The sequence below is a fragment of the uncultured Dysgonomonas sp. genome, from assembly GCF_900079725.1.
Classification (GTDB): Bacteria; Bacteroidota; Bacteroidia; order Bacteroidales; family Dysgonomonadaceae; genus Dysgonomonas.
Map to the genome: position 1 here is coordinate 3179189 of NZ_LT599032.1, position 16344 is coordinate 3195532.

Sequence of the window (16344 nt, forward strand, 5' to 3'; positions counted from 1 at the left end):
CTAGAAATGACATTACTGATAATAATTATTGTTTTAGCCATTATTTTCGATTTTATCAATGGATTCCACGATGCGGCTAACTCGATAGCCACAGTCGTATCCACAAAAGTTCTTACCCCTACCCAAGCCGTTATCTGGGCTGCATTTTTCAACTTTGTTGCTTATTTTATCGCCAAATTTATTATCGGAGGTTTCGGTATTGCTGATACTGTTTCTAAAACCGTGGATATGAGTTTTATCGCCAATCCTTCGCATGTTATTATTGCCGGGCTGGTAGCTGCTATCACATGGAATCTGATTACATGGTGGCTGGGTATACCTTCGTCGTCATCGCATACACTTATCGGTGGATTTGCCGGAGCCGGTATTGCCGCTTCTGGCTTTCAGGCAGTGCATGCAGGGGTGATAGGCGTTATAGCATTGTTTATTGTTGTGGCTCCTCTGATAGGTATGGTTGGTGGTAATTTTATTACATTGCTGACGCTTCATCTGGTGAAAAAGGTTAAGCCGAACAAAGCAGATCGGTGGTTTAAAAGACTACAGCTTATATCATCCGCATTACTTAGTATAGGACACGGTCTTAATGACTCTCAGAAAGTGATGGGTATCATAGCTGCTGCATTGATTGCATTTTCTCAAACGAACGTAGATGTGCATCCGTGGTTGCAAATGAGCTCGATGGCAGATATGCACGATTGGGTTCCTCTGGTTTGTTTTACGGCAATAGCAGTCGGTACCATGTGTGGAGGATGGAAGATAATGAAAACAATGGGTAACCGTATTACCAAAATTACACCGATAGAGGGCTTTTGTGCTCAGTCGGCCGGAGCATTGACTTTGTTTATTACTGAGATACTGCATGTGCCTGTGAGTACAACGCATGTGATCACCGGGAGTATTATCGGAGTAGGTTCCATAAAGCGCCTTTCGGCTGTGCGCTGGGGTGTAACAAAAGACTTGCTTGTTGCCTGGATTTTGACTATTCCCGTGAGTGCAGTTATGGCTATGCTTTTTTATTACGGACTAGGTCTGTTTATTGCATAGCTCGCTGATTCCCCTATTGACACAAACGTATTTTTTTATGGCAAAAGATCAAATAGAGCACTCCGGTGCTCTGATGAAAAGTGATAAAGTTTACTTTCCGAATCTGAACGGATTGCGCTTTTTCGCTGCTTTTATTGTTCTTTTGGGGCATCAGGAGCAAATGAAGTCTTATTATCTGGGAATGGATCCTTATCTCTTGGTTAAAAATCCGGATTCAGGACAACTGGGGGTTATTTTATTCTTTGCTTTGTCCGGATTTCTTATCACTTACTTATTGTTGATGGAGGAAGCCAAGACGAAAACAGTCTCTGTTAAGGACTTCTATATACGGCGTATTTTACGCATCTGGCCCCTATATTATTTTCTTATTTTGCTTGTCTTTTTTGTGTTGAGGTTTATTCCTTTTTTTGATTTGCCTCATGTCGATGTGGATACAGCTTACTCTCCCCGGAACCTTATATTATATTTACTTATTCTGCCTAATGTGGTGATTCATGCGCTCGAATCGGTAATCCCATATATAGGGCATACATGGTCGATCGGGGTAGAAGAGCAGTTTTATATTTTATGGCCTCTGTTGATGAAGTTTGTGAAGAAGAAAGAAAGGCTGCTCTTTGGTGTGATAATAATATATTTGTTGGTGAAATTCGCCTTACTTCCATATTTGCAAGAGGCAACAGAAAGCTATTATATATACCTTTTTTCTAAAGTATGGAATAAATTCAGTATCGATTGTATGGCTATCGGAGGTTTGTTTGCTGTATGGCATTACAAGAAGAGAGCTATACTTAAGTACCTGTACAACCCGGTATTGAATTGGTCAATAGTGCTTTTTGTGTGTGCAGTTCTTTTCTCTACATTCCGTTTACCATATGTCAATTATGAGTTTTTTGCAATCCTGTTCGGGATATTGATTCTGAATTTGGCAACAAATCCGCATCCGATAATAAATTTTGAAAATAAGGTATTTAATTATCTGGGCAGGATATCATATGGCCTATATATGTATCATATTATAGCAGTCATCATATCTGTAAAGCTGCTGGACTATATGGGGATTCATGCGTGGGGTGTTCAGACCTGTTTTTCCCTGGGTATAACTGTGCTGATTTCAACTCTGTCGTATTATGGTTTCGAACAACGTTTTATACAGATGAAAGGAAAGTTTTCCAAGATATTGAGCGGGGATAATGTTCATAAATGAGAAAAAGATTATTAAAATATACTTCAGAATTGCTTTATATTCTGAAAAACAATATCTTTGCACCGCTTTTCGAAGCAAAAAATGTTTAACTTTTTAATGATACTGATCAGGACAGGCGCCAGATCGAATTTTGAATGATTGATAATTTAAAAAATGTACAGCCGGTTGTAGATTTCGACTGGGATGCGTACGAAAAAGGAGACTCTTATACAGGTAAGAGCAAAGAAGAACTTGTAGAAACCTATGACCAGTCGCTGAATAAAGTAAACGACAAAGAAGTGGTAATGGGTAAAGTAACTGCTATGAACAAACGCGAAGTCGTAGTTAATATCGGTTACAAATCAGACGGTGTTGTATCAATGAATGAATTTCGTTACAATCCTGATCTGAAAATTGGTGACGAAGTAGAAGTATACATCGAAAGCCAGGAAGATAAAAAAGGACAGCTTATCCTTTCTCACAAGAAAGCGCGTGCTACACGTTCTTGGGATCGTGTTAACGAAGCTCTTGAAAAAGATGAAATCATCAAAGGTTACATCAAATGTCGTACTAAGGGCGGTATGATTGTTGACGTATTCGGTATTGAGGCATTCTTACCGGGTTCTCAGATCGACGTGAAGCCTATCCGCGATTACGATGTATTCGTTGGTAAGACAATGGAATTCAAAGTGGTTAAGATCAACCACGAATTTAAAAATGTTGTTGTTTCACACAAAGCTCTTATCGAAGCTGAACTTGAACAACAGAAGAAAGATATTATTTCGAAACTTGAAAAAGGTCAGGTACTTGAAGGTACAGTTAAGAACATCACATCTTATGGTGTATTTATCGACCTTGGCGGCGTAGACGGACTTATTCACATTACAGACCTTTCTTGGGGACGTGTTCAACATCCGGAAGAAGTGGTTAAATTGGACGAGAAAATCAACGTTGTTATCCTTGACTTCGATGACGATAAAAAACGTATTGCTCTCGGCTTGAAACAGCTTACTCCTCATCCTTGGGATGCTCTTAGCGCTGAACTTAAAGTTGGTGATAAGGTGAAAGGTAAAGTTGTTGTTATGGCTGATTACGGTGCATTTATTGAAATTGCTCCGGGTGTAGAAGGTTTGATCCACGTTTCAGAAATGAGCTGGGCACAACACCTTCGCAGCGCACAAGACTTTATGAAAGTTGGTGATGAAGTAGAAGCAGTAGTGCTTACTCTTGATCGCGACGAACGTAAAATGTCTCTTGGTATCAAACAATTGAAACCAGATCCATGGGAAAATATCGAAGAAAAATATCCTGTGGGAAGCAAACATACAGCTAAAGTTCGCAACTTCACTAATTTCGGTGTATTCGCTGAAATAGAAGAAGGTGTAGACGGACTGATCCATATCTCAGACCTTTCTTGGACTAAGAAAATCAAACACCCTAGCGAAGTAACTGCTATAGGTGCCGACATCGAAGTACAGGTACTTGAGATCGACAAAGAAAACCGTCGTTTGAGCCTTGGTCACAAACAACTTGAAGAAAATCCTTGGGATGTATTTGAGACTATCTTTACTGTAGGTTCAGTACATGAAGGGACAGTTGTTGAAATGGTTGACAAGGGTGCTGTAATCTCTCTTCCTTATGGAGTAGAAGGTTTTGCAACTCCAAAACACTTGGTGAAAGAAGATGGTTCTCAAGCGAAAGTAGATGAGAAACTTGACTTTAAAGTAATCGAATTCAACAAGGATTCTAAACGTATTATCGTTTCTCACAGCCGTGTATTCGAAGACGAAAAACCGGAAGCTAAGGAAGCAGCAGCTGAAAAGAAAGCTAGAAAAACTGCGAAGAAAGAAAAAGACGAAACAGTAAGTCAATCTTCTAATATGGAAAAAACCACATTAGGTGATATCGAAGAACTGGCAGCTCTTAAAGAAAAACTTTCAGGCGGAAGCGACGCTAAATAAGAACTGATATTCTATCTATAGAATAGGGGACGACTGTAAAAGTCGTCCCCTATCTTTTTGTTTATATAGTATTACTTGCTAATTTTATGTATATTTATAAACAGTATTCACTAAAGAATAACATTATGGATGAGCTGGTAACTGTAAAAACGTCTGATTTTGAGGCTGATCTGGCTATTGCAAAATCATATTTGATAGATAATGGCATTGATTGTGTCGTTAATGGGGAGTATATTACAATTTCCTTACCCGAGGGGGGAGGAGCAAGGTTGCAGGTGATGTCCGGTGATTATAACCGCGCAATAGAATTACTCATTAAAGGGGGCTTTGCAAAGCGTGAGGATTATGATTTCCGCGAATGAGTTATTTTAATATATAAAGCAAGGCGGCCATTTATATTAAATGGCCGCCTTGCTTTGCTGATAATATAGTTAATTGGTAGTAGCTTTCACCCTCTCTTCCTGATTCATTGCGGCCAGATTTTTTACCTTCGTAATATCCAGTTTCAATCCTTCGGCAACACGTGTTCCGTATTCCGGATGCGCTTTATAGAATATCGCGCATTGTCGGTATTGAATGCGTTGTTGAGCATTTTTGATATGCCCTACTATATTGCTTATGAGATTGCTTCTGTCGTAGTCTGACATGGCGCGTGAATATAAAGCTCCGGCTTGTACAAAGTCTATATCTCCCAATGGGTATTCGTGACGAGCGGCCATTCCCTGCACATCAATTGCGGGAGGTGTGAATTTTGCATCCGGTGCAGGCCCGTTGAAGGAATTTGGATAATAATTAGGCGCACTTTCCTGGCTCCCGATATTCATATGTCCGTCACGTTGATAATTGTGCATAGGGCATTTAGGTGCATTTACAGGGAGCTGGTCGAAGTTTGTGCCCAACCGGTGCCTCTGTGTGTCCGGATAGCTGAAAAGCCGAACCTGAAGCATCTTGTCGGGCGATGAAGCTATGCCTGGTATGAAATTACTTGGAGAGAAAGCCGCTTGTTCTATTTCGTTAAAGTAATTTTGCGGATTTCTGTTCAATACGAATTTACCTACAGGGATGAGTGGATAGTCGCTGTGGAACCATACCTTGGTAATATCGAAAGGATCGAATTTATAGTTATCGGCTTCTTCCGGTTTCATAATCTGCACATAGGCGGTCCAGGAAGGAAAATCACCTTTCTCAATACTGTTAAACAGATCGCGTGTCGCGTAATCAGGGTCAGTGCCGGCCAGCTCGGTAGCTTGCTGGTCTGTCAGGTTCTTTATTCCCTGATCTGTTTTGAAATGCCATTTTACCCAAACATGCTCTCCTTTTTCATTGTACCACATATATGTATGGCTCGAAAAACCATGCATATGACGATAACCGTCAGGTGTCCCTCTGTCAGAGAAAAGAATTGTAACCTGATGGATACTTTCCGGAGTGAGTGACAAGAAGTCCCAGAATGCATCTGCATCTTTCAGGTTGGAAAGCGGATTTCTTTTTTGTGTATGGATAAAATCGGGAAACTTTATACCGTCTCTGATAAAAAATGTAGGGGTATTATTACCAACCATATCGTAGTTCCCTTGATTAGTATAAAACTTAAGAGCGAAACCACGAGGGTCGCGAGCAGTGTCGGCTGATCCTTTTTCGCCTCCTACAGTGGAAAAGCGCGCGAGCATCTCTGTTCGTTTGCCTACCTGTGAAAGGAAGTCCGCACAAGTGTACTTTGTCACATCGTGTGTTACTTCAAAATAACCGAATGCACCGGAACCTTTGGCATGTACAACTCTTTCAGGAATACGTTCCCTGTCGAAATGAGCCAGTTTTTCTACGGTATGTACATCGGATAGCAAAGTCATCGTGTGTTTTTGGGTGGTGATAGAGGCCTGGTCATTGTCTACGGGATTTCCCTGATTTGTAGTTAGAATCTTTTTGTTTTCTTCCATAATGTAGTGTGTTTAAAGTGGTATATAAGTTCAAATAACTGTTTGATCCGGATGTGTATAGATAGTCTTAATTATTAAAACAATCAGAGCGGTGTTTTGTTTTGGTAATGTTATACTATTTTCAGATCAGAGCTTAACAAAGGCGGATGATGGCTTGGATAAATTATAGGTTATATGTATCTTTAAAAATAACTAATCGTATGATACTATGGGCGAAATGATAACTGTAAAGACTTCTAATATTCCGGGGGAACTGGCTGTCGCGAAATCATATTTAGAAGATAATGATATTTATTGTTTTCTGAAGGATGAGTTGATAAATCAGGTTCATCCCTATGCCGTAGGCGGCATAAAGCTACAGGTAAGGGAAGAGGATGCGGAAGAGGCTATCAAACTTTTGCTTGATGGAGGCTTTGCCCGGAAAGAAGATTATGAAATACCTGAATCCACCTTGTTTTTGGTAAAATGGTATGAGAAAATAACCTCATGGTTTGGGAAGAAATAGAAATGCTATTTTACTCCTGCCGGGTAGTAAGGAATCAAAAAATTACTTTCTAACCATTCCCCTGTATTCCGGGTCGTAATTTTGTATCCACCACTTATACATGAATACTGCGGTGATGCAATATATTCCGGCCTGTATCCACAACGCGATATATTCGAACCAGACGTCGCTTAATGTCGCTCCCATTGTATTTATCTTTATAAAACCGTGAATGCCCGGTGTAGATGGAGCTATATAGGCAATTGCCTTTAGAGGTTCGGGAATTGCCGTCCATGGCCATGATATGCCGGAGATGAATATAAAAAGTACACTGGTGAATACGAACAACATCATGCCAAATTCCCGTTGAGAGCAGAAGTATGACAATGTCATGGCAAAGAATGTTGCAGCTAGCAGAAACGGCATCAGAAATGCAGCTATAGTGAAAGGGTCGCCTATCTGAGGGAATTTGAAAATGTAAGGGATAACTCTCAGTACCCATACAGATATAAGCATGTAGAGCGAGGCATAGCAGAAAGCTTTCCCTATTGTCAGTTTTAATGGATGGACACTTTTACCTTCTGCAGTATGGGAGGCGATGGTAAAACGTTTCTTGTCGTTATGAGTGCCTACGATAGTAGCTATGCCTAATATCAGCGTCTGTTGTATAATCAATATTAAAATCGCCGGAACAAGGAAACTGGCAAAGCCATTTTGCGGATTATACATCGTTACCCACTGGTTTTCTACAGTCTGACGTGTTGCGGCATCTTCTTCCTGACTGCCTCCGCCTGTTTCTGCAACCCGTATATCGGCTCCCATATCGAGGGATACCTCTGTTGCACTTAAGAGCATAGCTTTATAAAACAGCAGACTGCTCATGTCGGAGAATACACTGATCTGTGTTTGTTGCTGTGTGTTTATATTTTTGCTGAAATCTCTCGGGATATACATGATGCCGTATGCCTCTTTCCTTCTCATGGCTTCCCGCGCTTCTTCCATATCGGTTGCATATCCGATAATCTTCACATCGGCTGTAGCATCTACTTTTCGTTTGAATTCACGGGATAAGACCGAGTTGGAATCGTCTACGACTACCACTTTGACTTCATGTACAGTCTCGTTATTATATATAAAACTATATAAAACAGGGTAGGCGAGAGGCACAATGAAGAACAGGAGTATGACGGCTCCATCTTTGAAGACAACCTTTAGTTCATTGATCCAAACATAATATATATCGAGCAGTAATTTCTTCATGCTGTTTTTATATTTTAGTCTTTACTCTTCATATATATTATCCGTCAGCATTTTTCTGATCACACCGAAGAAAAAGACCGCAAGCAATAGAAACATGAGTAAGGCTGCATACTGATACATGGAATATCCTACAGGGACACCATTGAGTGCCTGGTCTACATATATAAGAAAGAAATGACGCAGAGGGAAAAAGTTACTCAACGCACTTAAACTACCATCCATTGCCAACGTGGAAAATGAAAATCCGGTGATAGAGAACGATACCATTCCTATAAGGCTTGCAATACTTAAAGACAAGCGATAGTTGCGGAATATACCCAGCAGGATAACCCCCATTCCCTGTGCAGCCAGAATCAGGCAGAAATAATTCAGGAACATTGGCCAGAATCCACTATGCAGTGGGAACTTATTGATATAATAGAATATTGATATGAAAAAGAAGGCAATACCCGTATAGATAATCGTATATGGCAATAATTTTCCAATGATTACCTTTAATATCGAGTTGTCTCCCATTGCCATCAGATAACGTCCGTTACCGGCTTTTATTTCCGAACCGAAACAGGATACTGTAAACATCAGTATGATTAGCTGCAGTATTCCGGGCATCAGTATATTATTCAGATAAACCGAATAGTTGAGCCAAGGGTTACCCAAGGGGTGCGCATCTATCGTTATCGGTTGTAGTATCGGCATTATTTGGTTTTCTGTAAATCCCTTTGCTTCGGCTGTTTGTAATCCTACCGAGGCGGAGGCCAGCGTAGATATTGTCTTTAAGTCCTGAAACAGGAGAGAGCCGGATATAAGGAATGCATTGTTTGTATAATATACAAGTTTAGGGCGGTTTCCCGATATGGCGTCTTTTGTAAAATCTTTTGGGATGGTCAATATCGCATATATTTCCATCCGCTCCATCTGCTGTCTTGCTTCCCTGAAAGAAAGGCTTTTGTATTTGATGTCTGTTTTCTCAAAAGCATCTAGCTGACGGATCAGCGTACGTGTTGTGGTTGTATTATCAAGGTCTACTACGGCTATAGGGATGCGTGACGGCAGCCCGCTGCTCATCATCCACAATAATATGATCATGGATAGTAAAGGAGCGACAAATATCCCCCAGATACATATCTTGGAGGTAGAGATGCGCAGCCATTCTCTTTTGAATATTGTGAATATACCAGTCTCTTGAGTCATCTTATTTTTTAAGTTATGCTGGCTATTAGCTTTTGGCTTTTGTTGCTTCGCACCATTGGCACATCGGCATATTACCAAATTGGCATATTGATATTTTTATTCTTTTATGATCAGGGACATTCCCGGAAGCACATCTATCGATTTATCATTGAACCGGGCTTTCACTTCAAACGTTTTACGGTCGTATTGCCCTGTAGTTTTTGTCGCTTTCCATGCGGCATATGAACCAAGGTCTTTCACATAGTAGACGGTCATCTCCACTTCCTGATCCAGTGCCGGCACATACGCCTTGAATGTTTTACCCAGATCTTTATAATCTTTCAGGCGGTCTTCGCGGATGTTGAATGAACCCCATTTGTCATCCAGTTTGGCTACATTCATTATTGGGGCTCCTGTTCCTACAAGTTCGCCTTCATTAGGGAATTTCTCGGTTACTTTACCGTCGGTCGGTGATATCAGGAAGCTTTCCGATATGTATGAAGCTACTTCTGCAACTGCACCTTTTGCCCTCTCTAGTAAAGCCAGAGCTGCTTCTTTGTCTTCTCTTTCAGCTCCATTCACAGCCATGTCATACTGTGATTTTGCTGCTTTTTCCGTAGCGATAGCGGCATTAAGCTGAGCTTCTACTTCGTCCCGTTTTTGGGCTGTTACTACACCTTTGTTATATAAATTTTGTACTCTCGTGAACGACTTCCGGGCTATGTCTACGCCCACTTTGGCTTTTTGCCACATTTCATATGCACCTTGAATTTGTTCCACACGCGCACCTTTTATAGCTTTCTGATTCTGTGCGGCAGCACCCTGTTCAGCTGCACTGGCCTGAGCCAGTTTGGCATCTATATCCGGGATGCTAAGTATAGCCAGTGTATCCCCTTTCTTTACAAAGCTACCTTCGTCTACGAGGTATCGGGAGATACGTCCAGGCACTTTACTGGATATGCGGACCTCTGTAACGTCGGCCTCTCCTTGTATGATGTTATCTTCCTGATTGAGGAAAAAGAAGCCATAAAGGCCCACTACAATGATTATTGTTGCGAAAACCAGTATTGGTATAAGTTTCGATCCTGATTTTTTGTTTTCTGTATCCATATTTTAATTAGTTACGAGTTACAAGTAAACAAGTTACGAGTTGCTTGCGCCATTTTTAATTTTTATCTTGCCATTTCTCTTTTATGCTCTCCTTGTAGCCTCCCCTTGGGGAGGTTGGTGGGGTTATAATTTTCGCCCTAACGCTTTATTCAGATATATTTTGCAGAGGATGATATCTATTTGCGCATCTATCTTATCGGAGTGGGCCGCGAGCCATGCTGTATGCGCTGCCATTACATCGGATGCCGCAATTACGCCTTCCTCAAATCCTACATTAGCATATCGCAGGTTTTCATCGGCTTTTTCTGTGTTTTTTTGTGTAGATGCCAGTTTCTTATTAGCTTCGTTCAGCTTATATACCGACTGGTTTATCTGTAATGTGATTTTCTCTTTTGCTTCAGCCAGTTCAAATCGTTTAATGCGGGTTTCAGCTTTTGCTGCATTTAGTTTTGCTGAACTGGAAACAAAATTCAGAGGAACTTTTAGCACCACTCCGACATTCCACATTCCCCCGAATTTTTTCTCAAAACCATCAAATAAATTCGGATTTGTCCAAAGGTAGTTGGCTGTAAAAGCCAGATTAGGCATAAAGTCGGCCTGTGCTATCTTTTCCTGTTTGCCATATATTTTTGTGGCCAGTTCCAGGCTCCTGATTTCAGTCCTGTTGGTTAATGCTTCCTCTATATTAGGTATCGTCTCATTTTCGCCATTGGTGATCAAATTTTCGAGATTTTCATCTTGCAGCGTGATTTCATCGCTGATTTCCAATCCGCATATTTGAGTCAGCAGCATCTTGGCAAGACTAAGCCCGTTTTCTGCTTTGGTAAGTGTCATCTCCGCTTCGTTAAGTTTTACATTTACGGATAAGCGGTCGGCCTTAGTTACAACGCCCTCTTGCTCCATAGCTGAAATGTCAGAGTCCATTTTTTTCATCAGATCCACATAGGCCCCGGCTAATTTTCTTTTATTTGCAACCGATACTACTTGCCAGTATGCATTATCCACTTCTACGATTACATCTGTCATCTGGGTTTCTTTCATTGTTTTGGCAAGTTCTTCGGCGTAAGAGCGCAAATCGTTATAAGCGATTATTTTTCCACCCATAAATATCGGTTGGGTAAGGTTGAAGCCTCCTGCCCAGATATTTTTTATATCTACTTCTCCCATCTTCCAGATACCATCCCTGATGTTATCAGGAATAGGGATGGAAGATATTTCTCCAATAGGTACGGGCAAGGGGATTGCACTGGGTATGGCGGAAGATGAGATCAGATGCAGATTTTTCTGGTTATGCATATACCCTCCCAGAAATTGTATTTCCGGAAAGAATTTGGTTAATGCGTCTTTCTTATTGTAATATGCAATCTTTTCCTGTTCCGATGCTATTTTCAATGCCTTATTGTTTTCTATCGCCAATTGGCGGCATTGCTCCAGACTAAGAAGTTGCTGTGCAGCAATGTTTGTGTTGAAAACGAATATAATAAGGAGAATCGCTCCACAACTTTTTTTAATCATATTGGGTTAATCTAATAAATCAACAATTGATTGCCTATGCAACTATTTGCAAAATTATATACATTTTCTAAATTATGATAATTACAATCACTTTTTACTAATAATTTAACATTTAGTAAAAAAAAAGGTTCATATTGATAGACATTATTTTACAAAGCCTGGACAAGTCTATGTACACATGAAAAATAGTGAACAATAAGAAGGCTAATATGTTTTCAACTTCATAAATTTAGCTACAGAAGTAAGTTGTTAAGATCTATCATTATAGATGCATTGCTGCGGATTTAATTAAAACGGATCTAACAAATCATCCTCATCCACTTATCTTCACTTTCTGATGACGCTACAACGGTTTCTATAAATTGCATACCTCTCACGCCATCTTCTACGGTAGGAAAATCAAGATATTCAGGTTTCGGCTCATTTCCGTTCAGAATACAGCCTAAAGCCAGCGAAAAGTTCCGGTAAATATTAGCGAATGCTTCTATATAGCCTTCGGGATGACCTCCGGGAACACGTGTGCTGTGTTGTGAGAGGGAAGACGTATAGCCTGATCCTGTACGGATTATTTCATTCGGTTTATCAGCCCATTTAAGGATTAAAGTGTTTGGCTCTTCCTGTCGCCACGATAAACCGCCTTTTTCTCCGTAAATACGGATTGTCAGGTCGTTTTCTTCTCCAATGGCTATTTGTGAGGCTGCCAGCATACCTTTAGCTCCTCCTTTGTAGCGGATCATAACTACCCCATCATCGTCCAATATACGATTGGGTACGAATGTGTTTAGCTCGGCACATAATTCATCCACTTCCAGGCCTGAAATGTATTCGGCCAGATTGTAAGCATGTACGCCTATATCTCCCATACAGCCACCCTTGCCGGCTCGCCGGGGATCTACTCTCCATGCGGCCTGTTTGTTTTCTCCGGCAATATCTTCCGACAGCCATCCTTGCGGATATTCCGCATATATACGGCGGATTTTACCAAAATCTCCTCTGTGGACACGATGGCGTGCTTCTTTTATCATCGGATACCCGGTGTATGTATGTGTTAATGCGAATAAAAGCCTAGTTTCCTTAACTTTTTCTCTTAATTGGTATGCCTGCTCCAAAGTGAAAGTCATAGGCTTATCCAATACTACATGGAATCCATTATTGAGGGCCAATATCGCAGGTTCGAAATGTAAGTGGTTCGGCGTTACAATAGCCACAAAATCCATTCGCTCTCCTTCGGGAAGCAAAGCCTCTTTCTCTATCATCTCGGTAAATGTCCGGTATGCCCGGTTCTCAGGAATAAATAATGCCCCGGCTGTAGCTTTCGTGTTTTCGAAAGAGGAGCTGAAGCATCCGCATACCAACTCGATTTGCCCATCGAGAAACGCGGCAATACGATGTACAGGACCGATAAAGGAGCCTTCTCCTCCTCCAATCATTCCCATTCTTATTTTTCGTCCCATGATGCAGGTATTTAGATTGCAATAATTAATATTGAGATATTCGAAAACGCTTTTCAGCGTGTCACTTCGTCTATCAGATAAAAAATAGATTTAAAATTGATGTCGCTGTATTCACTCATTCCTATCTCGCAGGTGCGGCTGGTAGAATACCCGTCTTTGCAGTCGGCAGGAACCTGTTCGGACAGATGCCTTAATCCGTGCTTGTTCAGTTCGGGATAAGTAAAGCCCCTGTCTCCGGCAAATCCGCAGCAGTTACTTTCTACAAAGGCAACCTCTTTCGAGCACATTTTAGCAAGTTGTAGCAACTTTTGTTCCATCCCGATTTTCTTAACAGAGCAAACCGGAAATACAGTTACTACTTCCCGTGGGTTATTGACTTGTAGCTTAGGCATTACAAAGTCGATCATAAACTCTATAGGGTCGTATATCTTCAGGTCTTTATTCGTATAGGCCTCATGGAAAGTATAGAAACACGGGCTCATATCAAATAGCACGGGGTATTTACCTCCCTCAGACGCTTTATATAATGCGTCTTCCAGTTCCTTCGATTTACGTGAGCCTTCCTCTTTCAGCCCTTTACTGCTAAATGCCATGCCACAGCACAGATGGTTGATGCCTTCGGGATAGATAATGGTAAAGCCTGCGCGCTGGAGTAGCTCTTTGGTCTTTTGAGTAAGTTCCACATCTCCTTTTTCATAACCGTTCGATTTGCCCATCGAGCGATTGATGCAGGACGGAAAATAAACGACTTTATCGGCTTGTCCCTCGTTGACTACAGAGTCTTTTATCTTGTGTGCGCCCCTTGGCATATCCTTGTTCCATTTTGGAATGTTCTTTAATGATGCGGTTCTCATTGCTGATGCGATACCTCCCATCAGTGTATCTCCCAATATGGTGTGGAAAGCATGTACGAAGTTGAGTCCGCCCCGCATCAGAGAAGTCGTTCCTGCCATGCGATTACCTATATATGAAGCGACACTTTTGGCTGTATCCGAAGCCTCGTTATGTCGCAGGTCTTTTACGAACTTACCCGTATCTATCTTTACAGGACATATCAGCCCGCAAAGGCCATCGGTTGCGCAGGTTTCGTCCGAATAATATTTTGCGTCATGCAGCATTTGTTTCAGCCGTGCCGGATTCTCTCCTTGTGTTTTTAGTCTTGATATTTCACGGGCAATGACGATACGCTGGCGAGGCGATAAGGTCAGGCCTTCCGAGACACAATTCGGTTCGCAGAAACCGCACTCCATACACTTGTCTACGATTTCATTTACGGCAGGTAACGGTTTCAGGTTCTCGAGATGTATCTTCGGATTCTCATTGATTACCACGCCTGGGTTGATAAGGTGGTAAGGGTCGAATATCTTCTTTATGCGGAGCATTATCCTGTAGGCAGCTTCGCCCCATTCTTTCTCCACAAAAGGAGCCATATTGCGGCCTGTTCCATGCTCGGCCTTGAGTGAACCGTCAAACTTGTTGACAACGATATCCGCAAGTTCGTCCATCATATCTGCATAGCGTTGTACTTCGCTCGGTGTGCTGAAATCCTGTGAGAAATTCAGGTGCAGATTGCCTTCCAGCGCATGTCCGAAAAGTACTGCGTCATGGTATTCATATTTTTTGAACAGGGCTTTCAGGGCAATACATGCTTCCGCGAGACGGGGTACAGGAAAAGCGACGTCCTCTATGATGCAGGTTGTCCCTGTTTTGCGCAGGCCGCCGACAGAAGAAAGCAGACCTTTGCGGGCTTTCCAGTTGAAATTATATTCTTTCGGGTCGGAAGTAAATCTGTATGGTTGTATGGTGGGGATCGTTTCTACAGCCTTTCGCACAGCGGTTTCTCGGGCATCCATATCCGCTTTTTCGTTCGCCTGTATTTCTACCAGCAGCACGCAAGCGGTTTCGGGCATTGTACGGAAATAGTCGGGGGCATCAGGATCGTCTTCTACTGATCGGATACTGTCTCTGTCCAGTAATTCAACTGCTGAAACAGGACTTTCACGCAGAAGCGGAACAGCTTCACATGCCAGTTCGATGGTTTCGAATATCATCAGGGCACAAGCCTTGTATTTCTCGTCGGTAACGGTATGATAGGTGATGTCGGATATAAAGGCGAGTGTCCCTTCCGAGCCTATCATCAGGTGTTTGATGATATCGAAAGGGTCTTGGTAGTCTACCAGAGCGTTAATGCTGTAGCCGGTTGTATTTTTAATTTTGAATTTACGCCTGATGCGTTCGTCTAAAACAGTGTCAGACTTAATATCGTCCCTTAATTGTTCTATTTCCTTTATTATGTCGGGGTGTTTTGCATTGAATGCTTTTTTACTTTCCTCGTCGGATGTATCGAGAATGGTGCCATCGTAGAGTACGATACGGATATCAGCAATTGTTTTATATGAGTTCTGAGCTGTGCCGCAACACATCCCGCTGGCATTATTGGCGGCTATTCCACCAATCATGGCTGCATTTATCGATGCTGGATCAGGACCGATTTTCCGACCGAACGGTTGCAGGTAGATGTTAGCCCTGGCGCCTGTGATCCCCGGTTGCAGCCTGATTTTCATGCCATCATCGTCCAGAATGGTATATTTACGCCATTCGTGAGTTGCTACCATGAGTACTGAGTCGGAAATTGCTTGTCCCGAAAGGCTTGTACCTGCTGCCCGGTATGTTACGGGAAGATTCAAACGTCCGGTTTGGCGGATTACCTCTACGGCTTCCTCTTCTGTATGTACTTGTACTACTATTTTCGGAATCAGCCGGTAAAAGCTGGCGTCAGTTCCGTAAGCTAATAATTGCAACGGATTTGTAATAATGCGTTTGGCCGGAATTGTTTTCGACAATTCGTCTTTTAATTGCTGATAATTAGCAGGTAGCATGGCAATAGTTCTTTAGTTGATTGGAAATAAACAGTTTGAAATAAAACAGATGCAAGTTATAAAACATATTTGAGAAATCGGTGCTAATAGCGGGTGGATAATAGGGTCTCTGGCAAAAATACTTTAGAAAACAAAAACAAAGTTGTATGAAACTGAATTGACTTTATCTAATATAGTAAATGTGATAATAAGTTTTATGTAAAAGGTTCAATTTCATTAGTCATTTTCTCGCAATGGCATAATTCAAATAAATTTGATTCTGCCTTCATTGCTTAACGAAAATGTTCGTTTTTTTTTCAACTACGCGCAATCGAAGATTGCTTGTGTTCCTTTTGCCCAAAGCCGCA

The 16344-nt window shown here is 41.6% G+C and carries 12 protein-coding genes; 5 read left to right on the plus strand and 7 right to left on the minus strand.

Features of this window, described 5'->3' with window-relative positions; genetic code table 11:
* Positions 1 to 6 precede the first annotated feature (6 nt).
* From QZL88_RS13400 to QZL88_RS13415, 4 genes are all read left to right on the plus strand, one after another.
* Positions 7 to 1044, plus strand: coding sequence for an inorganic phosphate transporter (locus QZL88_RS13400; protein ID WP_296941897.1), 1038 nt, complete (start codon positions 7 to 9; stop codon positions 1042 to 1044).
* Between the two features lie 37 nt (positions 1045 to 1081).
* Positions 1082 to 2248 carry an acyltransferase gene (locus QZL88_RS13405; protein WP_296941898.1) on the plus strand — a complete coding sequence of 389 codons (1167 nt, stop codon included), beginning with the start codon at positions 1082 to 1084 and terminating at the stop codon, positions 2246 to 2248.
* A gap of 137 nt (positions 2249 to 2385) precedes the next feature.
* Positions 2386 to 4188: a 30S ribosomal protein S1 gene (rpsA, locus tag QZL88_RS13410; protein WP_291107217.1), complete on the plus strand. Its 1803-nt coding sequence runs from the start codon at positions 2386 to 2388 to the stop codon at positions 4186 to 4188.
* Positions 4189 to 4313: 125 nt separating this feature from the next.
* The gene (locus QZL88_RS13415; protein ID WP_006800149.1) at positions 4314 to 4550 is read left to right on the plus strand and encodes a hypothetical protein; all 237 of its coding nucleotides are present in this window, start codon (positions 4314 to 4316) and stop codon (positions 4548 to 4550) included.
* 69 nt (positions 4551 to 4619) lie between these two features.
* On the opposite strand, the gene QZL88_RS13420 is transcribed toward QZL88_RS13415, so the two are convergent.
* Positions 4620 to 6125 (minus strand): catalase, encoded by a 1506-nt coding sequence (locus tag QZL88_RS13420; protein ID WP_296941899.1) that lies wholly within the window; start codon positions 6123 to 6125, stop codon positions 4620 to 4622.
* A gap of 208 nt (positions 6126 to 6333) precedes the next feature.
* On the opposite strand from QZL88_RS13420, the gene QZL88_RS13425 reads away from it, so the two are divergent.
* The gene (locus QZL88_RS13425) at positions 6334 to 6630 is read left to right on the plus strand and encodes a DUF2007 domain-containing protein (protein ID WP_296941900.1); all 297 of its coding nucleotides are present in this window, start codon (positions 6334 to 6336) and stop codon (positions 6628 to 6630) included.
* 42 nt (positions 6631 to 6672) lie between these two features.
* Here the strand turns inward: QZL88_RS13425 and QZL88_RS13430 are convergent, their stop codons facing one another.
* From QZL88_RS13430 to QZL88_RS13455, 6 genes are all read right to left on the minus strand, one after another.
* Positions 6673 to 7869, minus strand: a complete 1197-nt coding sequence (locus QZL88_RS13430; RefSeq protein WP_296941901.1) for an ABC transporter permease — start codon at positions 7867 to 7869, stop codon at positions 6673 to 6675.
* A 21-nt stretch (positions 7870 to 7890) separates the two neighbouring features.
* Positions 7891 to 9060, minus strand: a complete 1170-nt coding sequence (locus tag QZL88_RS13435) for an ABC transporter permease (protein ID WP_296941902.1) — start codon at positions 9058 to 9060, stop codon at positions 7891 to 7893.
* Positions 9061 to 9156: 96 nt separating this feature from the next.
* Positions 9157 to 10149 carry an HlyD family efflux transporter periplasmic adaptor subunit gene (locus QZL88_RS13440; protein ID WP_296941903.1) on the minus strand — a complete coding sequence of 331 codons (993 nt, stop codon included), beginning with the start codon at positions 10147 to 10149 and terminating at the stop codon, positions 9157 to 9159.
* A gap of 123 nt (positions 10150 to 10272) precedes the next feature.
* Complete coding sequence (locus QZL88_RS13445) at positions 10273 to 11664, minus strand: TolC family protein (RefSeq protein ID WP_296941904.1); 1392 nt, start codon at positions 11662 to 11664, stop codon at positions 10273 to 10275.
* 299 nt (positions 11665 to 11963) lie between these two features.
* Entirely contained in the window at positions 11964 to 13118 is a 1155-nt protein-coding gene (locus tag QZL88_RS13450) for a Gfo/Idh/MocA family oxidoreductase (protein WP_296941905.1), read from the minus strand.
* Between the two features lie 53 nt (positions 13119 to 13171).
* Positions 13172 to 15997, minus strand: coding sequence for an FAD-binding and (Fe-S)-binding domain-containing protein (locus QZL88_RS13455; RefSeq protein ID WP_296941906.1), 2826 nt, complete (start codon positions 15995 to 15997; stop codon positions 13172 to 13174).
* Positions 15998 to 16344: the final 347 nt, after the last annotated feature.